We start from the raw sequence: 24,272 nt of genomic DNA, 5'->3' as shown, positions 1-24,272 counted from the left end.
TCGGCAATAAGCGCCGATTCTTCCCCGCGAGCCGTTCTCGCTGAATAAGAAAGCCGCTTCTGACCGAAGCGGCTTTTTTTTCGCCCCCGGTATTGCGAGCATTACGATCCGGATTTCGGTGTGGCACAGTCGGCAGCGTTTGCGCTTTGGCCGACAGCCCGTCATACCGACAAGACATGGAGAAATGCATGAGCAGTACGCCTGCAGCAGGTCCGATTATCCGCCCGGCCGCGTGGCGCGCGGTGGTGGCAGCGTCCATAGGCAACGCGCTCGAATGGTTCGACCTCGTTGTCTATGGGTTCTTCGCGGTCGTTATCTCGAAGTTGTTTTTCCCGTCGGGCGATGACTCCGTGTCCATCCTGCTGACGCTTGGTACGTTCGGCGTATCGTTTTTCATGCGGCCGCTGGGGGCCATCGTGCTTGGCGCGTATGCCGACCGGGCAGGGCGCAAGGCCGCGCTCACACTGTCTATCTTGCTGATGATGATGGGCACGTTCATCATTGCCGTGTTGCCTACGTACTCCTCGATTGGCGTTGCCGCGCCGTTGATCCTGGTGCTCGCGCGCCTGATGCAGGGCTTTTCGGCCGGCGGGGAGTTTGGCAGCGCGACGGCGTTTCTCGCTGAGCACGTTCCCGGCCGCCGTGGTTTCTTCGCGAGTTGGCAGGTCGCAAGCCAAGGGTTGACCACGTTGCTCGCGGCTATCTTTGGCATCGTGCTGACCGGCAATCTCTCGCCGGAACAGATGAGTTCATGGGGCTGGCGCGTGCCGTTCTTCTTCGGTTTGCTGATCGGACCGGTGGCGTACTACATCCGGACGCGCCTCGATGAAACGCCGGAATTCCTCGCCGCGGTTACTACGACTACCCCGTTGCGCGACACCTTCGCGTCGAACAAGGAACGCCTGCTGATCGCCATTGGAACGGTAGTGCTGGGCACGGTGGCGACTTATCTCGTGCTCTTCATGCCGACGTACGCAATCCGGCAGTTAGGGCTCGCGCCATCGGTGGCGTTCACGGCCATCCTGCTCACGGGCATAATCCAGATGGTGCTTTCCCCGTTCGTAGGTCATCTCTCCGATACCCACGGCCGCACCCGCATCATGCTGATCTCGGCGGTGCTGCTGCTCGTATTGATTTATCCGCTCTTCACGTGGCTCGTTGGCCATCCGACCTTCGGCACGCTGCTGATTGTTCAAGCGGTGCTCGGCGTGTTGATGACGGGGTATTTCGCGGCGTTGCCCGGGTTGTTATCGGAGATGTTTCCGGTTGCGACGCGCACAACCGGGATGTCGCTGGCTTATAACATCGCGGTCACGGTGTTCGGCGGATTCGGGCCGTTCATCATTACGTGGCTGATTGCATCGACGGGATCGAAAGCCGCGCCCAGCTTTTATTTGATTTTTGCCGCCGTGATAAGCCTGGTCGCATTGATGGCGGCGCGCAAACGGCTGGGATTCACGTGAGGAATTTGCGCGGTTTATACGCGCGTAGCCGTGGCGCCATGGTTTTAAGAGTGCTGCTTTTGCTGCGCGAGCATGTAGGCGCGCAGAAGCTTGTTGATCCGCGTCTGGTACCCCTGACCTTGTTCCTTGAACCAGGCCAGGACGTCAGCGTCCAGGCGCATGGTTACCGCTTGCTTGGGTGGCGTGTGCAGTTCGGCGCGCTGGAAGAAGTCGTCGCCCAGTTCGGGCATCTCGCTGGTGTCGATACTGGAATCCGGCATGGCCTCCAGGCGTTTCCAATCTGTCTTCGTGGCATTGCTCATGATGTGTGCTCCTACCTTTTGTTGCCGCGAGGCGGCGGTAAAGCGGATCAAGATACAAGCGCTTGCCCGTAGCGTTTTATTTCGGGCCTGGTTGCTTTGCGCGCCGAAATGATCCGGATGGTGTCGCCGCTGCGCTCGACGTATACCGACCACGGCTACGATCAACTGCATCCATCCGAACGCAATCCAGCGATCCTCGCCAAAGTCTTCCCTGCCGTCCGCCGCGGTCAACGCCGTATGTTTGAAAATTTCGACTGCGTCAGTGAAGTCAATGCCGTGCTTGCGGATGTTGCTTCGATTCTTCGCTTCGTCCCACTCGAATTTCATGCAACCACCTGTATGTACGATTGTACATACAATGTGCGGAGCTAAGGCACTAATTTGCGGCCCGCATGCAGTTGAAGCGCGACGACTTCATCCGCGAAATGTTGCAATTGCCAACTCAGAAGCAAAAAAGGCCGATTCGCAAGAATCGGCCTTTCAACCTGTTGAACGCTGAATTTCAGCGTTCGAACGTCTCATCCTTAAGCTTTCTATCAAACCTCTGCGCCTGCGTTCGGATCGGTGGGGTCGTACTTCGGCTTCTTGTCCTTCATCAGGTCTTCGCGCTTCACGCCCAGCCACATAGCCAGCGCGGCGGCGACAAACACCGACGAGTAGATACCGAACAAGATCCCGACCGTCAGCGCCAGCGCGAAGTAATGCAGCGTCGCTCCGCCGAACAGGAACATGGACAGCACCATCATTTCCGTACAACCGTGAGTGATGATGGTTCGCGACATCGTGCTGGTAATGGCGTGGTTGATCACCTCGATCACCGTCATCTTGCGTTGCTTGCGGAAGGTTTCACGAATCCGGTCGAAGATAACGACCGACTCATTCACCGAATACCCGAGCACCGCGAGAATAGCCGCCAGCACGGAGAGTGAAAACTCCCACTGGAAGAATGCGAAGAAGCCAAGAATGATCACCACGTCGTGCAAGTTGGCGATCACGCCGGCCACCGCATATTTCCATTCGAAGCGGAACGACAGGTAGATCACGATACCGATCACCACGCAGGCCAGCGCAAGCAAGCCGTTGGTCACGAGCTCCTTACCGACCTGCGGACCCACGAACTCAACGCGCTGCAACTGCACTTGTGCGTCCTGGTTCTTCAACGCGGCCATCACCTGATCGCTCTGCTGCGCCGACGTCAAACCCTCCTTCAACGGCAGGCGAATCAGTACGTCACGTGACGTGCCGAAGTTCTGCACCTGAGCATCGGGATAACCGAGCGCGCCCAGCGTGCCACGTACCGGTTCAAGCGGCACGGCTTGCGGATATTGCACTTCCACCACCGTCCCGCCGGTGAACTCAACCGACAGATGCAGCCCACGGTGCACGAGGAAAAACACAGCGGCGAGGAACGTGATGAGCGAGATCGCGTTAAAGATCAACGCGCGCTGCATCAGCGGTAAGTCGCGGCGAATACGAAAGAATTCCATGATTTATTCTCCGGGACTCAGTTGGACGAGCCGGGTTTTTTCGGTTCAATACCGGGGCCCGAGCGACGCCGCACAACCGGCTTGCCAGTGCGCACGGGAGGCGCGGCCTGCTTTTGCGAACGGGCAGGAACCGGTGCTTTGGGGCGTGTGGCGGGCATGACGACTTGATCGACAGCGGGTTCTTCGTCACCACGCTCGTTAGCGAGGTAAGTGGCGGTGGCCGCAGCCGTATCGCTGCCTGCCGGACGCCAGACCTGACCGATAGCCAGCGATTGCAGTTTCTTCTTGCCGCCGTACCAAAGGTTCACGAGACCGCGTGAGAAGAACACGGCCGAGAACATGGAAGTCAGGATGCCGATAACGTGCACAACCGCGAAGCCGCGCACCGGGCCCGAGCCGAACGCCAGCAGCGCCAGACCTGCGATAAGCGTGGTCACGTTCGAGTCAACAATCGTGGCCCACGCATGCGCGAAACCGTTCTGGATAGCAAGCTGCGGCGGCGCGCCGTTACGCAGTTCCTCGCGGATCCGTTCGTTGATCAGCACGTTGGCGTCGATCGCCATACCAAGTGCAAGTGCAATAGCTGCAATACCCGGCAGCGTCAAAGTGGCTTGCAGCATCGATAGAATGGCGACCAGCAGCAACAAGTTCACCGACAGCGACAACATGGAGATCAGGCCGAACAGCATGTAATACGCGATCATGAAGACCGCGATTGCGGCGAAACCGTATTGCACCGAATCGAAGCCCTTCCGGATGTTGTCCGCGCCGAGGCTCGGACCAATCGTGCGTTCTTCGATGATGTCCATGGGCGCTGCGAGCGAACCGGCGCGCAGCAGCAGCGCCAGGTCGGCGGCGGCTTGCGGTGAAGGCTGGCCGGTGATCTGGAAGCGGTCGCCGAGTTCTGACTGAATGGTCGCGACCGTCAGCACTTCGCCCTTGCCCTTTTCGAACAGGATCATGGCCATCGGCTTGCCGATGTTGTCGCGCGACACGCTGCTCACCGCACGGCCACCGGCTGCGTCCAGGCGAATATTTACCGACGGACGCTGATGTTCGTCGAAGCCCGCCGATGCGTCGATAATCCGGTCGCCCGTAAAGATCACCTGCTTTCTCACGAGCGTCGGGCCGTTATTGCCCTGCGTGAAGAGTTCGTCGCCAGGAGGAACCGGGTCGTTCGGGCCGGGATGGGTGTTGGTCGGGTCAGCGAGACGGGCTTCAAGCGTCGCCGTCCGGCCGATGATGTCCTTCGCCTTCGCCGTGTCCTGCACGCCCGGCAATTCGACTACGATGCGGTCAGAGCCTTGTTGCTGGATCACGGGCTCGGCCACGCCGAGTTCGTTCACGCGGTTATGCAGCGTGACAATGTTCTGCTTGAGCGCGCCGTCTTCCGCTGCCTTTTGCGCCGCTGGCGTAAACGTGCCGCTCACCTGATAACCATCGCCGCCCGGACTCGTTGCCCATTGCAGTTCGTTCAGGCCAGAGGAGAGCATGGTGAGCGCGGCATCGGCGGCTGCCTTGTCTGCGAAATTCACCACGACTGACTGATTCACGCGATTCACACCGCCGTCGCGGATGTTTTTATCGCGTAACAGCGCGCGGGCGTCCGTGGCGTTCGAGTCGAGCTTCTTGTTCAGCGCGCCCGCCATGTCGACTTGCAACAGGAAGTGGACACCGCCGCGCAAGTCGAGGCCGAGATACATGGGCAGCGCGTGCAACGCACTCAGCCAGCGCGGCGAGGCTGCCTGAAGATTCAGCGCGACCACGTATTGCGGATCATTCGGGTCGCTGTTGAGCGTTTTCTGCAACAGATCCTTCACGCGCAATTGCGTGTCGGTGTCTTTCAGGCGCACACGGATGTTGGCGTTCAACGACGAATTGTCGAACGTCACTTCATCTGGCGTCACCTTGTCGGCGGCCAGCGCGCTTTCGATATTGGCAAGCGTCGTTGAATCCAGCTTGACCGTTGCCTTGCCGCTCGATACCTGCACCGCCGGCGCTTCGCCGAAAAAATTGGGCAGTGTATAGACGAGGCCGATGACTAGCGCCACCAGCATCACGGCATATTTCCAAAGTGGGTAGCGATTCATGGGGATGGCCGAACAGGAGAGTTGGCGAGGAGGGGTACGCGATGCGTCCGGCGATGAGCGGGCAACTGGCCGTGGGGACCACGGGAACCACGCCGCTGAGGCTGGGCCACGCAGGCCGGCTCACGCTGGCCGCGCCGGACGCGGGAAATTGGCCTTAGAGCGACTTGATCGTGCCTTTCGGGAGGATAGTCGTGACAGCAGCCTTCTGGATGGTAATTTCCGTACCTTCCGAAATTTCGACGCCAACGTACGCGTCCGTCACCTTCGTTACCTTACCGACAATACCGCCGTTCGTGACTACTTCATCGCCCTTCGCCATGGCGGACAGCATATTGCGATGTTCCTTCTGACGCTTCATTTGCGGACGAATCATGATGAAATACAGCACTGCAAACATCAAAATGAGCGGCAAAAAGCTCATGATGCTCGACTGGGCGCCATCTGCGCCGCCGCCGAATGCTTTTGAAATGAAATCCACGTCGGTCTCTCCGTTGTAACGATCAGAAAATTAGCCCGCTATTCTATCACCGGGCTACGCAAGCCTAAGCGCGGAATGCGCTTTGTGATCAAGCTGTTAAAGCGTTGCGTAAAGCAATTGTAATGTTTCTTGGGCGGATGCCCGATTCAATGGTTGGACGTTAGCCATCTGGTCAGTCAATTCCACGCGCCCGATCCTCTTTAAACTGCTTCACGAATGCGTCAAATGCGTGATTTTCGATCGAATCGCGGATCTCCTGCATGAGTTGCAGGTAGTAGTGCAGGTTGTGGATCGTGTTGAGTTGCGAGCCGAGAATTTCGCCCACGCGGTGCAAGTGATGAAGGTAACCGCGGGTGAAATTGCGGCAGGTGTAGCAGCCGCAGGTTTCATCGAGTGGCTTGAGCGAGTTCTTGTGCGCCGCGTTGCGGATCTTGACGTCGCCGAAACGCGTGAACAGCCAGCCGTTGCGTGCGTTGCGGGTCGGCATCACGCAGTCGAACATGTCGACGCCCGACGCCACGCCGGCCACCAGGTCTTCCGGCGTGCCGACGCCCATCAGGTAATGCGGTTTGTCGGCGGGGAGCTTCGGGCCGATGTGTTCCAGCACGCGCATCATGTCTTCCTTCGGTTCGCCAACGGACAAGCCGCCGATCGCGAAGCCGTGGAAACCGATGTCCGCGAGGCCTGCCAGCGATTCATCGCGCAAGTCCTCGAACATGCCGCCTTGCACGATGCCGAACAGCGCGTTCGGATTTTCACCCTTGGCGAATTCATCGACGGAACGCTTGGCCCAGCGCATCGACATGCGCATGGAATCCGCTGCGTCCTGATGCGGCGTGGGCACGTCGTTGGTGGCGTACGGCGTGCATTCGTCGAACTGCATCACGATGTCCGAGTTCAGCACCTTTTGGATCTGCATCGAGATTTCCGGCGATAAAAACAGCTTGTCGCCATTGATGGGCGACGCGAACGTGACGCCATCCTCGGTGATCTTGCGCAGATCGCCGAGCGAAAAGACCTGGAAACCGCCGGAGTCGGTGAGGATCGGGCGATGCCAGTTCATGAATCGATGCAACCCGCCATGCGCGGCGATGGTTTCCAGGCCCGGGCGCAACCACAGGTGGAACGTGTTGCCGAGGATGATCTGCGCGTGCATTTCCTCGAGTTCGCGCGGCGCGACGGCCTTGACCGTTCCGTACGTGCCGACTGGCATGAAGATCGGGGTTTCGACGACGCCGTGGTTCAACGTGACGCGGCCGCGCCGTGCTTGGCCGTCGGTTGTGATCAGTTCGAATTTGAGGCCGTTTTCCGGTCGAGCCGGCGCGTTAATGGTGTCGGCGATGTTGCTTGATTCGGTCATTCAAAAGCTCCTGTGCCACCGGAAAACAGTCCGGCGCAAATGGGTAAGGTGTTCGTGGGCGCCAAGATCATGCTCATGCGAGGCGCGTTTAATCCCACGGCGTGCTTCAGGCCGCCGTTTGCCGCGTGAGCAGCATGGCGTCGCCGTAACTGAAAAATCGATACCGCTCCTCAATCGCATGCGCATACGCCGCCCGAATCGCGTCCATGCCGGCGAATGCGGAGACCAGCATCATCAACGTCGATTTCGGTAAATGGAAGTTCGTCACGAGCCGGTCGACCACGCGAAACTGGTATCCCGGCGTGATGAAAATATCCGTCTCGGTACTCGTTTCAGCGAGCGATTTGCCCGCTTCGGCAGCATCGCGAGCGGCGGCTTCGAGCGCACGCAGCGAAGTCGTGCCGACTGCAATCACGCGGTTCCCCCGCGCCTTCGTCGCCGTGATCTTGTCCGCCAGTTCCTGCGGCAGCCGATACCATTCGCTATGCATCTTGTGTTCCGCGAGATTTTCCACGCGCACGGGCTGGAACGTGCCCGCGCCCACGTGCAGCGTCAGCGTCGAGCGCTCCAGGCCGCGTGCGTCAAGCGCCGCGAAAAGCGCCGGGTCGAAGTGCAGGCCCGCCGTGGGCGCCGCGACCGCGCCGGGGTTTGCGGCGTAGACGGTCTGGTAGCGGGTTTCATCGAAGGAATCGGGATCGTGCTCTATGTAGGGCGGCAACGGCAAGCGGCCGTATTGCTCGATCAGCGTCAGGCAATCGGCGGGGAAATGCAGCGTGTAGAACGGTTCCAGACGCTCGCCGACCGTGACTTCGAAGGCATCGGCGAGAAAGAGTTTTGTGCCGGGCAACGGAGTTTTGCTCGCCCGGATCTGCGCCAGCGCCGTGGTTGCGCCGGTCAGGCGCTCGATCAGCACCTCGATACGGCCACCGCTGGCCTTTTGGCCGAGGAACCGCGCCTTCAAGACTTTGGTATCGTTGAACACCAGCAGGTCGCCGGGTTCGAGCAGGTTGGGCAACTCGGTGAAATGGCGATCGGTGAAAGCGGCTGTGGCAGTTTGGTTATCCACGTCGAGCAAACGGCTCGCGCTACGCTCGGTGAGCGCCGTTTGCGCGATCAGCTCGGGCGGCAGATTAAAATCGAAGTCAGAAAGCGTGAACATGGGGAAAGCAAGTCGATGCGCGATGAAACGCGCGTTATTTTGGCCAGGCGCTTGGCAAGGCGGCGCGGATGGGCGCAGGGTCGGTGCATTAATTCGGGTTTCGCGGACTGCTACGCTGATTGACCGTTGCGACGGGTTCAAATAACGGCCTTTCGCGTCCATCAGCCCGGGTTTCCGGAAGCCATTGTTTCCTGGCTAAGTCCATGCCGGCCGATGGACAAACCCGTCGCCGGCCACGTGTTCAGGCGCTATAACGAACCCAGGCATGCCGCACGGCGAGCGGATGATGCTTGCAACGCCGTGCCGAACGAAGCCGATATTGTACTTTGAAGAGATTAGATGCCCTTGTCCGACCGCCGTTTGCTCGTTGATCCCGACGCAGAAGACGCTCCCGATGCAGCCGGTGAACCCGACGCGCCTGTTCAAAAGCGCAAGCGCACGCGCTCGGGCGGCGTGAAGACGCTTGCGAACCTGGAAATTGCTGCGGACAAAGTCCAGCCATTGAAACCGGCGGCTGCCCCGCCGAAACCGGTCGATAAACTCGCCAAACTCGGTCTGAAATCCGATATCGATCTCGTGCTGCATCTGCCGATGCGCTACGAGGACGAAACCAGCATCACGCCGATTGGCCATCTGATTCCCGGCGACAACACGCAGACCGAGGGCGTGGTGTTCGACAACGAGATTGCGTACCGGCCGCGTCGCCAATTGCTGGTCAAGATCCATGACGACGCCGGCGACGAACTCACGCTGCGCTTTCTCAATTTCTACGGCTCGCAGGTCAAGCAGATGGCGATCGGAGTGCGTTTGCGCGTCCGTGGCGATGTGCGCGGCGGTTTTTTCGGCATGGAGATGGTGCATCCGGTGGTGCGTCCGGTGGATGAAGACACGCCGCTGCCCCAAGCGTTGACGCCGGTGTATCCGAGCACGGCGGGGGTATCGCAGGCGTATTTGCGCAAGGCGATCGACAGCGCGTTGTCACGCGTTCATCTGCCGGAGTTGCTGCCGGAGAAGATTGCCCGCGCTCATTTAAAGCCGCTGAACGTACCCGCGTTGCTCGATGCCGTGAAAACGCTGCATCACCCACACGCTGATTCCGATGAAAACGCGTTGATCGACGGCACGCATCCGGCGTGGACGCGCATCAAGTTCGAGGAGCTGCTTGCGCAGCAGTTGTCGCTCAAGCGCGCGCACGAGGAGCGCCGCACGCGCGCCGCGCCGATGATGCCGCGGTTACAGGATGTGCCCGAATCGCTCGTCGCGCGGTTCTTGGCGACGTTGCCATTCAAGCTGACCGGCGCACAGGAACGCGTGTGCGCGGAGATATCGGGCGAACTCATGTTGCCGCATCCAATGCAGCGTCTGTTACAAGGCGATGTAGGTAGCGGCAAGACGATCGTGGCGGCGCTCGCAGCTGCACAAGCTATTGACGCCGGTTATCAGGCCGCATTGATGGCGCCGACAGAAATCCTCGCCGAGCAGCACGCGCGCAAGCTGCGAGCGTGGCTCGAGCCGCTTGGCGTCACGGTGGCATGGCTCGCCGGCAGTCTGAAGGCGAAGGAAAAACGTGCGGCGCTGGAGGCGGCGGCATCGGGCGCGGCGCACTTGGTGATTGGCACGCACGCGATCATTCAGGAAGCCGTGGAGTTTGCGCGTCTTGGATTTGTGATCGTCGATGAGCAGCATCGGTTTGGCGTGGCGCAACGGCTGGCGTTGCGGGCCAAGGCGCACAACGCCGCCGATGGCGTGCATAACTTCCAGCCGCATCAATTGATGATGTCGGCCACGCCGATTCCGCGCACGCTTGCCATGACGTATTACGCGGATCTGGATGTATCGACTATTGATGAGTTGCCGCCGGGGCGCACGCCAATCCTGACCAAGCTGGTCGCCGATAACCGCCGGGAAGAGGTGATTGCTCGCGTGCGCGAGGCGGCGCTGACGGGGCGGCAAGTGTATTGGGTGTGTCCGCTGATCGAGGAAAGCGAGACGTTGCAGTTGCAGACAGCCGTAGAAACCTACGAGACGCTCGTTGCCGCGTTGCCCGAGTTGCGCATTGGCCTTGTGCATGGCCGTTTGCCGCCGGCGGAGAAGGCCGCGGTCATGGATGCATTCACGCGCGCGGAGGTCCAGTTGCTGGTCGCGACGACAGTGATCGAAGTGGGTGTGGACGTGCCGAATGCATCGTTGATGGTGATTGAGCATGCGGAGCGTTTTGGCCTGGCACAGCTTCACCAGTTGCGTGGCCGCGTGGGTCGGGGCACGGCGGCTTCGGTGTGTGTGCTGATGTATGCCGGGCCTTTATCGCAGACGGCGCGTGCTCGTTTGCAGACGATGCGCGAGACGACCGATGGCTTCGAAATCGCTCGTCGCGACTTGGAGATTCGCGGACCTGGCGAGTTCCTGGGCGCACGCCAGTCGGGTGCGGCGATGCTGCGTTTTGCGAGCCTGGAAAACGATGGTTGGCTGATTGAACCGGCGCGAGCGGCGGCAGATCAGATGCTGGCTCAATTCCCGGAGGCGGTCACGGACCATCTGGCGCGATGGCTCGGTGCGCGCGAGCAATATCTGAAAGCGTGAGGTTGGCGCCGTACAAATTCGGTGGATGGTTTTCCGCGGATAGCGCGGGGTGGACCAAAGGCAGGTTCAATCACTGGTGGCGAAGCGTGTGGGTATCGGTGTTCGGAGAAGGAGGGTTTCAAACATCCTAAGCTCTTGCGTGCACCGTGCTTTTGGGGCGCCCATGAATAGAAACTGCACGCTGTGGACACTTAGGGTGGAGCGGTGAAAGCGTTTTCTTTGCTTCGTTTCTTTTTCGCTTTGGAAAAAGAAATGACGCGCTGCCACGCGCAGTGGCTAAAAGAGCGAAAAAGATTAGCCAGAACGGAACGCGCAAAAACCTGGAAAGCAGCAACCCAGCCCAACCTCCGACCGCCAACCGCCAAAAACCAATAACATCCCGTCCACCGGTGCGAACGAAATCCCCCCGTTCAACTCCAAGAGCCACCGTGGGTTGGCGAATCCCCCCGACGGGTGTATAAGTCAAATCCTATCGATTCAACGACTCTGATTGGCCCCTAATGACCTTAACCGAATTGAAGTACATCGTTGCGGTGGCGCGCGAGCGGCATTTTGGCCGTGCGGCCGAGGCGTGTTTCGTGAGTCAGCCGACCTTGTCGGTAGCAATTAAAAAGCTGGAAGATGAACTAAACGTGCAGATTTTCGAGCGCGGCACGAGTGAAGTCAGCGTTACCCCGATCGGTGAACAGATCGTCACGCAAGCGCAACGCGTGCTCGAACAAACCCTCGCCATCAAGGAGATCGCGAAGCAGGGCAAGGATCCGCTGGTTGGACCACTACGTTTGGGCGTGATCTACACCATTGGGCCGTATTTGTTGCCCACGCTCGTCAAGCAGATGATCAAGCGCGTCCCGCAGATGCCGCTGATGCTGCAGGAAAACTACACGCTCAAGCTGATCGAATTGCTGAAGCAGGGTGAAATCGATGTCGCCATCATGGCGCTGCCGTTCCCGGAAACGGGCCTGATGGTGCGCGCGCTATTCGATGAACCCTTCGTAGTCGCGATGCCGGCAGGCCATCCGTGGGAAAACCGCGCGAAAATCAATGCCGACGACTTGAAGCTGGAAACCATGCTGCTGCTGGGCAGTGGCCATTGTTTCCGCGATCACGTGCTCGGCGTGTGTCCCGAGCTGATGCGCTTTTCCCAGAACGCAGACGGAATCCAGAAGACCTTCGAGGGGTCATCGCTGGAAACCATCCGGCATATGGTTGCGAGCGGCGTAGGCATTACCGTGCTGCCGCGGATGTCGGTGATGGAAGTGAAACCGCACGCAGGTGGCGTGGACGCCGGCTTGCTCAGCTACGTTCCTTTCGAGGATCCCATTCCTGATCGTCGCGTCGTGCTGGCGTGGCGCAAGAGTTTCACGCGGATGCCAGCTATTGAAGCCATCTGCGACGCTATCGCCGCCTGCAATATCCCCGGTGTCACGCGGCTAGAATTGCCCGCCGCCGTCAACTGATCCCGTCTTAGCTGGATTTAGCCTAGACCGCGCCCAGCATGGGCGCGGATTCCGGCACCATTTCCCCGCTTTTCCCCAAGCCGCGCATGTCTCACATTCGCTTGGCCTATCGCATAGATTAAATTAATTGAATTCTATAATCAGATAGTCTTTGCTATTCTCATCTCCATGGATCGAACCCGATTCACCAGAACAACACCGGAGGAAGCCATGACGCTGATCGCCCGCCAGGCCACGCAACTCAATTCGGCATTTCGCGAAGCCAAGGGAGTGGTGGTTGAAGTGCTGGCGAGTTTCGCTCGCACTTGCTGAGCTTCCCCGACACAACGTTTCGTTCCCAGACATTTCCACGGAGTATTCGATGACCAATCGCATCTTTACCACTGCAGCAGGCGCGCCAGTCGGCGATAACCAGAATTCGGTGACCGCCGGTCCGCGTGGTCCGATCGCGCTGCAGGATTTTTGGCTGCTCGAAAAGCTCGCGCATTTCGACCGCGAAGTGATTCCCGAGCGCCGGGTGCACGCCAAGGGGTCAGGCGCGTTCGGTACGCTCAAGATCACACACGATATCTCCCGTTTCACGAAAGCCAAGGTGTTCGCGGAGGTCGGCAAGCAAACGCCGCTGTTCATGCGCTTTTCGACGGTCGCAGGCGAACGCGGCGCGGCTGACGCCGAACGCGATGTCCGCGGTTTCTCGATCAAGTTCTACACGGAAGAGGGCAATTGGGACGTTGTCGGCAATAACACGCCGGTGTTCTTCATCCGCGATCCGCTGAAGTTTCCTGACTTCATCCATACGCAAAAGCGCGATCCGTACACCAACATGCGCAGCAACGTGGCGGCGTGGGACTTCTGGTCGCGGCATCCGGAGTCGTTGCATCAGGTCACCATCCTGATGAGCGATCGCGGCATTCCGAAAAGCTACAGGCAAATGCATGGTTTCGGCTCGCACACGTATTCGTTCATTAACGCGAACAACGAGCGCTTCTATGTGAAGTACCACTTCAAGTCGCAGCAGCCGCTCGAGAATTTCACCGATGCCGAAGCGTCAGCAGTCGTCGGTAGTGATCGTGAAAGCGCGCAGCGTGATCTGGTGGACAACATCGATCGCGGCAGTTTCCCGAAGTGGAATTTCCGTATCCAGGTGATGACGGAAGCCGAAGCGGCGACGTACCGCATGAATCCGTTCGATGTCACCAAGGTGTGGCCGCACAAGGATTTCCCGCTGATCGACGTGGGCACGATCGAATTGAACCGGAACGCCGGCAACTATTTCGCCGATGTCGAGCAGGCCGCTTTCACACCGGCGAACGTGGTGCCGGGGATTGGTTTCTCGCCGGATCGCTTGTTGCAAGGGCGTTTGTTCTCGTATGGCGATGCACATCGGTATCGTCTTGGTATCAATCACCATCAGATTCCGGTGAACGCGCCGAAGGCCGCCGTGCAGAACTCGTTTCATCGCGATGGCGGCATGCGTACCGATGGCAACAGCGGCGGCCGCGTGAACTACGAGCCGAACCGCTTCGGCGACTTCGCACAGGATCCGAGCGTGAACGAGCCGGCGTTGGCGGCGGGCGCGGTGGAACGTTATGACCATCGTGAAGATGGCGATTACTACAGCCAGCCGGGCGCGCTGTTCCGCCTCTTCGACGACGCGCAAAAGCAGCGCTTCTTCGGCAACATCGCACGGCATATTTTCGGCGTGCCGAACGAGATCGTCGCGGTGCAGATCGAGCACTTCCGTCGTGCCGATCCGGCGTACGCGGCGGGTGTGGTCGCGGCGCTCGCAGCGTTGGGACAGAAGGTTGAAACGATTGACGCGGACGCCGAAGCCGCAATGAAGTAAGCAAAGCGGGACGCGCATTTCAGAATGCGCGCTCCCTTTGATTCGACATGCAGGACTCAAGGAGAACGACGATGACACAGGCGATCATGACTCTCGAGCGGGCGGTAAGCGGTATCGAGGCGAAGAGCCTCAATGCGTCGCGCGGCGTACGGATCGCGATCGGTTTTGGCATCGTCGCGGCGGGTTACGCGGTGGTGGTTATCGAAGGATTGCATGGTGCGGGCATCGTCTGATTGCCGTTGCCGCGCGTCGTCCTGACGCACCCCGATAACCTTTGCGGCCCGCCTCCATGGCGGGTCGCCTCGCGTTTCTAAGATAAACTCACGAACGCCCGGCAGCCCCGGCAGCAGTATCGGCCGGGCCGCCCGCATTGTTCGTATCACTCTCACGGAGTCACTATGGCGAAGAAAATCGCATCACCGGCTGTGAACATCGGTATCAGCGACAAAGACCGCAAGAAGATCGCCGATGGTTTGTCGCATCTATTGGCCGATACGTACACGCTGTATTTGAAGACGCACAACTTTCACTGGAACGTCACGGGGCCGATGTTCAACACGCTCCATCTGATGTTCGAAGGGCAATACACGGAATTGGCGCTGGCGGTGGATTCCATCGCTGAACGGATTCGCGCGCTGGGCGTTTATGCGCCGGGTAGCTATCGTGAGTTTGCGAAGCTGTCGACCATTCCTGAAGCCGATGGAATTCCCGTCGCGGAAGAGATGATTCGTCAGTTGGTCGAAGGGCAGGAAGCGGTTGTGCGCACAGCGCGCGCGATTTTCCCGCTGACCGATAACGCCAACGACGAACCGACGGCCGACCTGCTGACGCAGCGCATGCAGATTCACGAGAAGACCGCGTGGATGTTGCGCGCGATGCTGGGACAGTAAGGTTTGATTTGATCGCTACGGTTGATCGCCACGGGTTGAACGTGGATTGCGCGTGGCGAATTGGAATTGATGAAGCCCCACGTTCGGAAGAACGCGGGGCTTCTTTGCTTTTGGGGTGGGTTGCTTGACGCAGGCAAACTGCGGATCGCCACTGCTTTAAAATGCGGTTACCGCCATTTGCCCTCGTCCAACCGCCATGCTCGCTCGTCTTCCGCTTTATCTCCGCCTCGTCCGCATGGATAAACCCATCGGCAGCCTGCTGTTGCTGTGGCCAACGCTCAACGCGTTGTGGATTGCATCGAGCGGGCATCCGTCACCCATGCTGTTGCTGATCTTCGTGCTCGGTACGCTGCTGATGCGCTCGGCGGGTTGCGCGATCAACGACTACGCCGACCGCGACTTCGATAAACACGTCAAGCGCACCGAAAACCGGCCGATTACGTCAGGCAAGATCGCTGCCTGGGAAGCGGTGGCGCTGGCGGCGGCGTTATCGCTCGTAGCATTCCTGCTGATCCTGCCGCTGAATACGCTGACCAAGGAACTCTCGGTCTTTGCGTTATTCGTGGCAGGGAGTTATCCGTTCACCAAGCGGTTTTTTGCGATTCCGCAGGCGTATCTGGGTATCGCCTTCGGCTTCGGCATTCCAATGGCCTTCGCCGCTGTGCAGGATCACGTACCGCCGCTTGCCTGGATCATGCTCGCGGCGAACGTCTTCTGGTCAGTCGCCTACGACACCGAATACGCAATGGTCGATCGCGACGACGACATCAAGATCGGCATCCGGACATCGGCGCTGACATTCGGCCGCTTCGACGTAGCGGCGATCATGCTGTGCTACGCCGTGACGCTAGGGATTTACGTGTGGATCGGCATGACGCTGGCATTTGGCGCGCTGTACTGGATCGGCTGGGCGGCAGCGGTGGCATGTGCCGTCTATCACTACACGCTGATCAAGAACCGCGAGCGCATGCCATGCTTCGCCGCGTTCAAACATAACAACTGGCTTGGCGGCGTCCTGTTCGCGGGGATTGCGGCGCATTACGCGTTCATGCGGTACGCGTTCGCCTCTCCGGACGCTTCACGCGTCTGGCTGCACGCCGTTTTTTGATTGAGCGCAATGCGATGCCAATTGGAAGCGCGAAGCGCGCGCGGACGTCAGGCTTTGCCCAGTTCTTCGCCCATTTGTTTAGCCCGTGCATCCGCTGCCAACGCACCGCGCACGATTGCGTCCTTTACGCCTTGGACTTCGAAGGAAGCCAAGGCCGCAGCGGTCGTACCTCCCTTCGATGTCACTCGCTCACGCAACACGCTCGCCGGTTCGCCCGATTGCGCCGCGAGCTGAGCCGCGCCGGTGAACGTAGCCACAGCCAGCGCACGACCCTGTTCTTCGTCCATCCCGAGTTGACGCGCCGCTTCCTGCATCGCTTCGATGAAATAAAACACATACGCCGGACCGCTGCCTGAAATAGCGGTGACGGCGTCGATCTTCGCTTCGTCGTCGAACCATACAATTTCACCGACCGCTTCCAGTACCTTCGATGCCAGCGCTTTCGCTACGTCGTCAACTCCGGGCAGCGCCGCTAATCCCGTCACACCCATGCCGATGAGCGCCGGTGTATTTGGCATGGTGCGCACGATCTGCGTGTATCCGCCGAGCCAGCGTGCCAGATCGGCGGCGCGAATGCCGGCAGCAATGCTGATCACCAACTGCTTTGACAATATCGGCTGAAGCACGCCTGCTACGTCTTTTAATACCTGTGGTTTGACCGCGAGCAGGATGGCGTCATAGTCCGCGAGCTTCGAACCGACGACTGCACCGGTCGCCACGCCAAAATCTTTCGCTACGCGAGCACGTGCTTCTTCTCCAAGATCAACGACATAAAGATCCGCCGGCGCGACGCCGCGCTTGATCAAACCGCCGATGAGCGCGGAAGCCATATTTCCGCCGCCGATAAATGCAATTTTCATGATGAAGTCGTCGAGAAAAAATTAAAGGCGAATTAATGAGAATAATCACGGGCACCGAAGATGGCCGTGCCAATGCGAACCATGGTCGCGCCTTCCAGAACCGCCGCTTCAAGATCCGCCGACATCCCCATGGACAACGTATCGAGATCAAGGCGGTCCGCTCGTAACGTGTCCATGATTTCGCGCAGACGCCGATGCGGCGCGCGTTGCTCATCGAGCGTGCCTTCTGGTTCGGGAATCGCCATCAAACCGCGCAGCTTGAGATTGGGCAACGCGGCAATGGCGTGCGCAAGCGCCAACGCCTCTTCAGGCGCCACGCCGCTTTTCGAATCCTCGCCGCTGACGTTCACTTGCAAACACACATTGAGCGCGGCCATGTTTTCAGGACGTTGAGCCGACAAACGCTCGGCAATCTTCAGCCTGTCGACGGAATGCACCCAATCGAAATTCTCGGCCACCAGCTTCGTCTTGTTCGATTGCAACGGGCCGATGAAATGCCATTCGATCTCGCTGCGCAGATCAGCCAGTTCAGCGATCTTCGCGACCGCTTCCTGCACGTAGTTCTCGCCGAACGCGCGTTGCCCGGCGTCGAAGGCGGCGCGAACATCTTCTGCAGGGAAGGTCTTCGATACCGCGAGCAACGTGACCGACGAGACATCGCGCGAAGCGTCCGCCGCCGCCTTTACAATGCGCTGGCGGACTTCGTCGAGGTGACGCGCTACATGAGAGGAGGACATGGAATCGGACGCCGCAGAGAAAGAAGCAGAGACCCGATTATACGGACGTGCTACTGAAAGACAGCACGCGCTCGCCAGCGTTAGCCATACAGCAGATGTTCGACAAGCTGGATCCAGTGCACGACGGGCGTCGACGTACCGCTCTGCAAATGCGCGATACAACCCACATTCGCCGATACGATCATCTGCGGTTCGAGCTTTTCAAGCGTATCGAGTTTCTGGTCGCGCAATGCGTACGAGAGTTTTGGCTGCAGCACCGAGTATGTTCCGGCCGAGCCGCAGCACAAGTGGCTATCGGCGGGAAGATGCACTTCAATGCCGAGCGCGGTGAGCAAATTCTCCACGTGCCCGCGAATCTGCTGGCCGTGCTGCAGCGTGCACGGTGGATGGAACGCGACGGTGTGGACCGCGCGCCGCCTTGTCATCGCGGTCAATTCATCTTCGTATTGCGGCAGGATCTCCGACAGGTCACGGGTCAAGTCCACGATCCGCGCGGCCTTCTCTGCATAGATCGGATCGTTGCGCAGCAAGTGCGCATATTCCTTGACCGTCGCGCCGCAACCGGACGCGTTCATCACAATCGCCTCGACGCCGTTTTCCACATACGGCCACCACGCGTCGATATTGTTGCGCACGTCGTCCAGCGCGTCGTCGTTGTAGCCGAGGTGCAGGCGGATCGCACCGCAGCAACCGGCGTCGGGCGCAGTCAGGATCTGGATGCCCAATGCATCGAATACGCGTGCCGTCGCTATGTTCACGTTCGGCATCATGGCGGGCTGAACGCAACCGGCGAGCATCAGCATCGTGCGCTCGTGCGTGCTGGTGGGCCATTCGAGAGGCCGTTGCGCGGCTGGAATCTTGTTGCGCAAGGTTTTGGGCAAGAGCGGCCGGAACTGCTGGCCGAGTTTCATCGCGGGCGTGAAAAGCTTGCTGTTCGGCAGGAAGTTGGCGAGCAATTTGCGTTGTACTCGCTGGCCGAACGGCCGTTCCACTTTCTCTTCGACCACCTTCCGGCCGATTTCCACCAGCCGCCCATACTGCACGCCCGATGGACACGTGGTCTCGCAATTACGGCACGTGAGGCAACGGTCCAGATGCAGTTGCGTGCTGCGTGTCACGGGCGCGCCTTCCAGCATTTGCTTGATCAGATAGATCCGGCCGCGGGGGCCATCGAGTTCATCGCCCAGTATCTGATAGGTCGGGCACGTCGCCGTGCAGAATCCGCAATGCACGCACTTGCGCAGGATGGCCTCGGCCTCTTCGCCATCGGCGGTATCGCGCATGAAATCGGCGAGGTTGGTTTGCATTGCGTGTGTCGTCAGTTCAGAAGTCGGGGTACAGGCGGCCGCGATTGAAAATGCTCGCGGGATCGAATGCAGCTTTCAGGCCGCGATGAATCTTCATCAGCGGGGCGGGCAAGGGCGTGAAGACGCCCGCGTTGCGGTCATACGCGGCGCTCGATCGGAAAATGGTCGCGTGGCCACCGGCCTGCTTGGCGCTGATGCGCACGGTTTGCGGATCGGCGTCGGTGATCCACCAGCGTTGCGCGCCGCCCCATTCGATCATGTGCGGGCCGGGAAGATGCATCGGCTCGGCAATCGATGGCAGCGACAATCGCCACAGCGCGGACTTCGGCGGCAGCACGGCGAAGAACGGATCGGATTGCTCGCGCACGCCGCACCAGAAACGCTCCGCTTCCACGGCGTCCACCACTTCGCCGCCCAGCGATGTCCGCGCCGCTTTCACCGCGGCTTCCGCGCCGCCCAGACGCAACGCGAGCGTATGGTCGCGCCACGCGCTGCCGGTCAGCGGCAACGGATGGCCGCTCCACTCGTTGAGCTTGCGCACGGCGTCGGTGTCGTTCATCTCGAACTTGAGCGTGGCTTCGGCGACGGGTTTCGGCAACACTTTCACCGATACCTCCAGGATCATTCCCAGCGTGCCGAGCGAACCCGCCAGCAGCCGCGAGACGTCGTAGCCCGCCACGTTCTTCACGACCTGACCACCGAAATGCAGCACGTGTCCCTGGCCGTTCATCACCACGGCGCCGAGCACGAAGTCGCGCGGCGCGCCGGCCGCAGCGCGCCGCGGGCCGGCGAGTCCGGCTGCAATACAGCCACCGATGGTGGCGTTTGGCCCAAAGTGCGGCGGCTCGAACGGCAGCATCTGGCCGCATTCGTCCAGCCGCGCTTCGATCTCGCTGAGCAGCGTGCCGGCCTTCGCGGTGATCACGAGTTCGGCCGGGTCATGTTCGATAATCCCACGATGTGCCCGCGTATCGACTATCTCGCCTTGCAGCGATTGTCCGTACCAGTCCTTCGTGCCGCCGCCGCGAATCCGTAGCGGGGTTTTGCTCGCCGTCGCAGCGCGTACACGCTCGGACCAGCTCGCGACAATGTCTTCCTCTGTCATGGTGTCCCGCGTTTTTATGGCTCTTGGTTCAGTGTATCGGCGTGTTCCCGTACGGCCACTCGTATAAACGTGGATACCTGTGCGGGCTTGAACGCCTGGAATCACCGCCGACGCGTCAAAGGGACATTAATGGGACGTTATATTAGGCAGCGTTTAGAAGCGCTGCCTAAACGGGGTTGCTTAAAAGCGCGGAATTTCAGGATGCGGCAGTAAACCGCCGCGGATATGCATTTTCCCGTACTCGGCGCAACGCGCGCGCGTCGGGATGCCTTTATCGGGATTCAGCAGGCCGGGGGGATCGAAGGCACGTTTTATCGCGTGAAACGTATCGCGTTCTTCGGGCGAAAACTGGACGCACATCGAGTTGATCTTTTCGATACCCACGCCATGCTCGCCCGTCACCGTGCCGCCCAGTTCCACGCACGATTCCAGGATGTCCGAACCAAACGCTTCGGCGCGATGCCATTCGTCGAGATCGTTGCCATTGAAAAGAATCAGCGGATGCATGTTGCCGTCGCCGGCGTGGAAAACGTTCATGCAACGCAGTGCGTACTTTTTTTCCATCTCTTCAATACGCGCCAGCAGTGGCCCGATCTGGCGGCGCGGCACTGTGCCGTCCATGCAGTAATAGTCAGGAGAGATACGGCCGGCAGCCGGAAATGCGTTCTTGCGGCCGGACCAGAACTTCAGCCGTTCGGCTTCCGAGCGCGAAATCTGGATGCGGTTCGCGCCGAATTCGCGCAGCACGGCCGTCATCCGCACGATTTCTTCCATGACTTCGTCCTGCGTGCCGTCTGATTCGCATAGCAGGATGGCCTTGGCGTCGAGGTCGTAGCCCGCTTTCACGAACTCTTCCACGGCGCGCGTGGCGGGTTTGTCCATCATTTCGAGCCCGGCGGGGATGATGCCGGCCGCGATGATCGCTGCGACCGCGTTGCCGCCTTTAACGACGTCGTCGAAGCTCGCCATGATCACCTGGGCTGTTTGCGGCTTCGGGATCAGCTTGACGGTGATCTCGGTGACGATGCCGAACATGCCTTCACTGCCGATAAACACCGCCAGCAGGTCGAGCCCGGGCGCGTCCAAGCCGAGCGAACCGAACTCGAGGATGTCGCCTTCCATCGATACCGCGCGCACGCGCATCACGTTGTGACACGTCAGGCCGTACTTGAGGCAGTGGACGCCGCCGGAATTCTCGCTGACATTGCCGCCGATCGTGCAGGCGATCTGCGATGACGGATCGGGCGCGTAATAGAGCCCGTAGGGAGCCGCGGCTTCCGATATGGCGAGATTGCGCACGCCCGGCTGGACCGTTGCGGTTCGCGCATACGGATCGACTTCCAGGATCTTGCGAAAGCGCGCAAGCGACACCACGATCCCATGCCGGATCGGCATGGCGCCGCCTGACAAGCCCGTGCCCGCTCCACGCGGGACAATCGGCACGTCGAGCCGTGCGCAGATCTGCACGACGCGTTGAACCTGCGCTTCGGTTTCAGGCAGCGCGACCGCAAGCGGCAGCCGCCTGTACGCCGCAAGCCCGTCGCATTCATAAGCGGCCGTGTCTTCCTCGCGATACAGCAGGCAGTGCGTTGGCAGCACGGCCATCAGCGCCTGGACCACTTCACGCTGGCGTTGCGCCAACACTTCCGGCGAAAGCTCGGCGGGTGCGTTCATGTCTCCTCCCGGCGGTGTTTGTGCTCTGGAGTATTTCCAAAAAGCAGATCGTTGATCTTGCACCTGCGCGTGTCTGCCGTCGATCGGGCTAATTACGGGGACGGAGCATATTTTTACGCCGGCGAGCGGTTCGCGCCGGGCGCTTGCTGTTTGCCTCTCCGCTATCCCAAAGTAATCAGCCTCGTTCGATCAGGCGTCGTACGAGAAAATCTTGCCCGGGTTCATGAGATTTTTCGGGTCGAGCGCATGTTTGATCGAGCGCATGACGCCAATTGCGTCCTCGCCGTGTTCCTCGATCATGAAACCCATCTTGTGCAGCCCGACACCGTGCTCGCCGGTACACGTCCCGCCCATGCGCAGCGCGCGCGCCACGATGCGGTGATTGATCCGCTCGGCTTCCTCGAACTCTTCGGGCTTGGCCGGATCGAGGAGCATGGCGACGTGAAAATTGCCATCGCCGACATGGCCGACGATCGGGCAGGGCAGCGTGCTGGCCAACAAATCCTGCTCGGTTTCCATCACGCATTCGGCCAGCCGCGAGATTGGCACGCAGACGTCCGTGGTCACGGCGCGGCAGCCGGGCTTGAGTTGCAGCATCGCGAAATAGGCGTTGTGACGCGCGTTCCAAAGACGGCTGCGGTCTTCCGGCCGGGTGGCCCATTCGAAATCAGTGCCGTTGTTTTGGGCGACGATTTCCTGCACCGTTTCCGCCTGCTCCTTCACGCTGCTTTCCGTGCCGTGAAATTCGAAGAACAGCATGGGAGATTCGCGGAAGGTGAGATTCGAATGGCGGTTGATCGCGCGCACCGCCAGCGAATCCAGGAACTCGACACGCGCCACGGGCACGCCCATCTGGATCGTTTCGATGGTGGCCCGCACGGCGTCGCCCATTGATGGAAATGCGCACACTGCCGCCGATACCGCTTCCGGTTGCGGATAAAGCCGCACGGTGATTTCAACGATCACGCCGAGCGTGCCTTCGGAACCCACGAACAAGCGCGTGAGGTCGTATCCGGCCGACGACTTACGCGCCCTTGTGCCGGTCTTGATGACGCGGCCATCGGCTAACACGACGGCGAGGCCGAGCACATTCTCGCGCATCGTGCCGTAGCGCACGGCGTTGGTCCCGGACGCACGCGTTGCCGACATCCCGCCAATGCTCGCGTCCGCGCCCGGATCGATGGGGAAGAATAGTCCTGTGTCCTTCAGCGCTTCGTTCAACTGCTTGCGCGAAATGCCCGGCTGCACGGTGACCGTCAAGTCTTCGGCGTCGATGGACAACACCTGGTTCAGTCCCGACATATCGATGGATACACCGCCTTGAACCGCCAGCAAATGACCTTCCAGCGACGACCCATTACCGTACGGAATCACCGGCACATTATGTTCGGCACAGAGCCGGACGACGGTCTGGACCTCTTCCGTGCTGGTCACGAAAACGACGGCGTCGGGCAGTTGCGGATCGAACGGCGATTCATCGCGGCCGTGATGTTCGCGCACTGCAGTGGTCGTCGAAACACGATCGGGGAACGCGGATTTCAGCGCGTCGAGCAAGGTAGCGGGAAAAGTGCGGCGGACGGCGAGCGGCGGGACGGGGTGGTTCACGGCATGTCTCCGGACATCGGTGCAATGGGATGTTGGGTGCGCTAAATCTCGCATCGGAATGCGGGAATCGCGCGTTTTATGCATTCATTTTACGCCGATAGCCCGTATTGAGCCTGCATCGAGCCCGGGCCCGCGCGTTGCCTATAATGAGCGCGGATGCTGACCGGCGTCCTGCGCTACCTGGAGAACATCATGGGCAATCGCCTGAGCAAGATATCGACGCGCACCGGCGACGACGGCACGACGGGCCTCGGCGATGGCAGCCGCGTACAGAAGGACGACGCGCGGATTGCGGCAATTGGCGATGTCGATGAACTGAATTCGCAGCTTGGCGTGCTGCTGTGCGAGGCGCTTCCGGACGACGTGCGCGCTGCGTTGTCCGCGATCCAGCACGATCTCTTCGATCTTGGCGGCGAGCTGTGCATTCCCGGCCATTCGATGATCGAGAAGTCGCATCTTGCTCGTATCGATGAATGGATTGCGGAGTACAACGCAACTTTGCCGCCGCTCAAGGAGTTCATCTTGCCGGGTGGATCGCGCGCGGCCTCGCTGGCACATGTCGGGCGGACGGTCTGCCGGCGCGCGGAGCGGTCGATTGTTGCGCTCGGCCGTGTGGACAAGATCAACGCGGCGCCGCGGCAGTATGTGAATCGGTTATCCGATTTGCTGTTCGTGTTGGCGCGGGTGTTGAATCGTGCCGATGGCGGAACCGACGTGTTGTGGAATCACGAGCGGAAGGTCTAACAAAGTAGGGCGTGTTC

The 24,272-nt window shown here is 60.1% G+C and carries 21 protein-coding genes; 8 read left to right on the top strand and 13 right to left on the bottom strand.

Annotated elements, in window-relative coordinates; translation table 11 throughout:
• On the bottom strand, positions 1-190 hold a 190-nt coding region (locus ACSQ83_RS20295; protein WP_436229378.1), incomplete at its 3' end, for a hypothetical protein.
• Here ACSQ83_RS20295 and ACSQ83_RS20290 point away from each other — a divergent pair.
• Positions 189-1,463, top strand: coding sequence for an MFS transporter (locus ACSQ83_RS20290; RefSeq protein WP_436229377.1), 1,275 nt, complete (start codon positions 189-191; stop codon positions 1,461-1,463). The genes ACSQ83_RS20295 and ACSQ83_RS20290 overlap by 2 nt on opposite strands.
• Before the next feature lie 44 nt (positions 1,464-1,507).
• On the opposite strand, the gene ACSQ83_RS20285 is transcribed toward ACSQ83_RS20290, so the two are convergent.
• The 6 genes from ACSQ83_RS20285 to queA all read right to left on the bottom strand — a co-directional run bounded on the left by ACSQ83_RS20285 (position 1,508) and on the right by queA (position 8,339).
• Positions 1,508-2,092, bottom strand: coding sequence for a BrnA antitoxin family protein (locus ACSQ83_RS20285; protein ID WP_436229376.1), 585 nt, complete (start codon positions 2,090-2,092; stop codon positions 1,508-1,510).
• A gap of 209 nt (positions 2,093-2,301) precedes the next feature.
• Positions 2,302-3,252, bottom strand: a complete 951-nt coding sequence (secF, locus tag ACSQ83_RS20280; protein WP_414949983.1) for a protein translocase subunit SecF — start codon at positions 3,250-3,252, stop codon at positions 2,302-2,304.
• A gap of 17 nt (positions 3,253-3,269) precedes the next feature.
• Positions 3,270-5,342: a protein translocase subunit SecD gene (gene secD / locus ACSQ83_RS20275; protein WP_436229375.1), complete on the bottom strand. Its 2,073-nt coding sequence runs from the start codon at positions 5,340-5,342 to the stop codon at positions 3,270-3,272.
• Between the two features lie 154 nt (positions 5,343-5,496).
• Positions 5,497-5,820 carry a preprotein translocase subunit YajC gene (gene yajC / locus ACSQ83_RS20270; RefSeq protein ID WP_062091715.1) on the bottom strand — a complete coding sequence of 108 codons (324 nt, stop codon included), beginning with the start codon at positions 5,818-5,820 and terminating at the stop codon, positions 5,497-5,499.
• Between the two features lie 172 nt (positions 5,821-5,992).
• Complete coding sequence (gene tgt, locus ACSQ83_RS20265; RefSeq protein WP_414949985.1) at positions 5,993-7,180, bottom strand: tRNA guanosine(34) transglycosylase Tgt; 1,188 nt, start codon at positions 7,178-7,180, stop codon at positions 5,993-5,995.
• Between the two features lie 106 nt (positions 7,181-7,286).
• Positions 7,287-8,339 carry a tRNA preQ1(34) S-adenosylmethionine ribosyltransferase-isomerase QueA gene (queA, locus tag ACSQ83_RS20260; protein ID WP_436229374.1) on the bottom strand — a complete coding sequence of 351 codons (1,053 nt, stop codon included), beginning with the start codon at positions 8,337-8,339 and terminating at the stop codon, positions 7,287-7,289.
• 339 nt (positions 8,340-8,678) lie between these two features.
• Between queA and recG the strand changes: the two genes are divergently transcribed.
• The 6 genes from recG to ubiA all read left to right on the top strand — a co-directional run bounded on the left by recG (position 8,679) and on the right by ubiA (position 16,223).
• Positions 8,679-10,919, top strand: a complete 2,241-nt coding sequence (gene recG / locus ACSQ83_RS20255; RefSeq protein WP_436229373.1) for an ATP-dependent DNA helicase RecG — start codon at positions 8,679-8,681, stop codon at positions 10,917-10,919.
• Positions 10,920-11,419: 500 nt separating this feature from the next.
• Positions 11,420-12,379, top strand: a complete 960-nt coding sequence (locus ACSQ83_RS20250; RefSeq protein ID WP_414949988.1) for a hydrogen peroxide-inducible genes activator — start codon at positions 11,420-11,422, stop codon at positions 12,377-12,379.
• Positions 12,380-12,740: 361 nt separating this feature from the next.
• Complete coding sequence (locus ACSQ83_RS20245) at positions 12,741-14,225, top strand: catalase (protein ID WP_436229372.1); 1,485 nt, start codon at positions 12,741-12,743, stop codon at positions 14,223-14,225.
• A gap of 71 nt (positions 14,226-14,296) precedes the next feature.
• Positions 14,297-14,458, top strand: a complete 162-nt coding sequence (locus tag ACSQ83_RS20240; protein ID WP_436229371.1) for a hypothetical protein — start codon at positions 14,297-14,299, stop codon at positions 14,456-14,458.
• 165 nt (positions 14,459-14,623) lie between these two features.
• A complete protein-coding gene (locus ACSQ83_RS20235; protein ID WP_436229370.1) occupies positions 14,624-15,115 on the top strand; it encodes a Dps family protein in 492 nt (163 codons plus the stop codon).
• A gap of 196 nt (positions 15,116-15,311) precedes the next feature.
• Entirely contained in the window at positions 15,312-16,223 is a 912-nt protein-coding gene (ubiA, locus tag ACSQ83_RS20230) for a 4-hydroxybenzoate octaprenyltransferase (protein WP_436229369.1), read from the top strand.
• A 47-nt stretch (positions 16,224-16,270) separates the two neighbouring features.
• Here the strand turns inward: ubiA and proC are convergent, their stop codons facing one another.
• The 6 genes from proC to ACSQ83_RS20200 all read right to left on the bottom strand — a co-directional run bounded on the left by proC (position 16,271) and on the right by ACSQ83_RS20200 (position 23,511).
• Positions 16,271-17,083, bottom strand: a complete 813-nt coding sequence (gene proC / locus ACSQ83_RS20225; RefSeq protein ID WP_436229368.1) for a pyrroline-5-carboxylate reductase — start codon at positions 17,081-17,083, stop codon at positions 16,271-16,273.
• Positions 17,084-17,115: 32 nt separating this feature from the next.
• Positions 17,116-17,820 carry a YggS family pyridoxal phosphate-dependent enzyme gene (locus ACSQ83_RS20220; protein WP_436229367.1) on the bottom strand — a complete coding sequence of 235 codons (705 nt, stop codon included), beginning with the start codon at positions 17,818-17,820 and terminating at the stop codon, positions 17,116-17,118.
• A gap of 80 nt (positions 17,821-17,900) precedes the next feature.
• Entirely contained in the window at positions 17,901-19,127 is a 1,227-nt protein-coding gene (gene glcF, locus ACSQ83_RS20215; RefSeq protein ID WP_414950004.1) for a glycolate oxidase subunit GlcF, read from the bottom strand.
• 16 nt (positions 19,128-19,143) lie between these two features.
• The gene (gene glcE / locus ACSQ83_RS20210) at positions 19,144-20,232 is read right to left on the bottom strand and encodes a glycolate oxidase subunit GlcE (protein WP_414950005.1); all 1,089 of its coding nucleotides are present in this window, start codon (positions 20,230-20,232) and stop codon (positions 19,144-19,146) included.
• Positions 20,233-20,412: 180 nt separating this feature from the next.
• Positions 20,413-21,906, bottom strand: coding sequence for an FAD-linked oxidase C-terminal domain-containing protein (locus ACSQ83_RS20205; RefSeq protein ID WP_414950007.1), 1,494 nt, complete (start codon positions 21,904-21,906; stop codon positions 20,413-20,415).
• A 189-nt stretch (positions 21,907-22,095) separates the two neighbouring features.
• A complete protein-coding gene (locus ACSQ83_RS20200; protein WP_414950009.1) occupies positions 22,096-23,511 on the bottom strand; it encodes an FAD-binding oxidoreductase in 1,416 nt (471 codons plus the stop codon).
• Between the two features lie 192 nt (positions 23,512-23,703).
• Between ACSQ83_RS20200 and ACSQ83_RS20195 the strand changes: the two genes are divergently transcribed.
• On the top strand, positions 23,704-24,255 hold the full coding sequence (locus tag ACSQ83_RS20195; protein ID WP_436229382.1) for a cob(I)yrinic acid a,c-diamide adenosyltransferase: 552 nt from the start codon (positions 23,704-23,706) through the stop codon (positions 24,253-24,255).
• Positions 24,256-24,272: the final 17 nt, after the last annotated feature.

Origin of the sequence: Caballeronia sp. LjRoot29 (assembly GCF_964252755.1) — a bacterium.
Taxonomy (GTDB): domain Bacteria; phylum Pseudomonadota; class Gammaproteobacteria; order Burkholderiales; family Burkholderiaceae; genus Caballeronia.
This window is presented reverse-complemented; position numbering and strand designations above follow the sequence as displayed.

Coding starts and splice junctions, on each gene's coding strand:
- ACSQ83_RS20285 (WP_436229376.1), bottom strand. CDS start 2,092: ATGAAATTCGAGTGGGACGAAGCGAAGAATCGAAGCAACATCCGCAAG.
- ACSQ83_RS20250 (WP_414949988.1), top strand. CDS start 11,420: ATGACCTTAACCGAATTGAAGTACATCGTTGCGGTGGCGCGCGAGCGG.
- secF (WP_414949983.1), bottom strand. CDS start 3,252: ATGGAATTCTTTCGTATTCGCCGCGACTTACCGCTGATGCAGCGCGCG.
- ACSQ83_RS20220 (WP_436229367.1), bottom strand. CDS start 17,820: ATGTCCTCCTCTCATGTAGCGCGTCACCTCGACGAAGTCCGCCAGCGC.
- recG (WP_436229373.1), top strand. CDS start 8,679: ATGCCCTTGTCCGACCGCCGTTTGCTCGTTGATCCCGACGCAGAAGAC.
- ACSQ83_RS20205 (WP_414950007.1), bottom strand. CDS start 21,906: ATGAACGCACCCGCCGAGCTTTCGCCGGAAGTGTTGGCGCAACGCCAG.
- queA (WP_436229374.1), bottom strand. CDS start 8,339: ATGTTCACGCTTTCTGACTTCGATTTTAATCTGCCGCCCGAGCTGATC.
- tgt (WP_414949985.1), bottom strand. CDS start 7,180: ATGACCGAATCAAGCAACATCGCCGACACCATTAACGCGCCGGCTCGA.
- proC (WP_436229368.1), bottom strand. CDS start 17,083: ATGAAAATTGCATTTATCGGCGGCGGAAATATGGCTTCCGCGCTCATC.
- glcE (WP_414950005.1), bottom strand. CDS start 20,232: ATGACAGAGGAAGACATTGTCGCGAGCTGGTCCGAGCGTGTACGCGCT.
- secD (WP_436229375.1), bottom strand. CDS start 5,342: ATGAATCGCTACCCACTTTGGAAATATGCCGTGATGCTGGTGGCGCTA.
- ACSQ83_RS20235 (WP_436229370.1), top strand. CDS start 14,624: ATGGCGAAGAAAATCGCATCACCGGCTGTGAACATCGGTATCAGCGAC.
- glcF (WP_414950004.1), bottom strand. CDS start 19,127: ATGCAAACCAACCTCGCCGATTTCATGCGCGATACCGCCGATGGCGAA.
- ACSQ83_RS20245 (WP_436229372.1), top strand. CDS start 12,741: ATGACCAATCGCATCTTTACCACTGCAGCAGGCGCGCCAGTCGGCGAT.
- ACSQ83_RS20290 (WP_436229377.1), top strand. CDS start 189: ATGAGCAGTACGCCTGCAGCAGGTCCGATTATCCGCCCGGCCGCGTGG.
- ACSQ83_RS20240 (WP_436229371.1), top strand. CDS start 14,297: ATGACACAGGCGATCATGACTCTCGAGCGGGCGGTAAGCGGTATCGAG.
- ubiA (WP_436229369.1), top strand. CDS start 15,312: ATGCTCGCTCGTCTTCCGCTTTATCTCCGCCTCGTCCGCATGGATAAA.
- ACSQ83_RS20195 (WP_436229382.1), top strand. CDS start 23,704: ATGGGCAATCGCCTGAGCAAGATATCGACGCGCACCGGCGACGACGGC.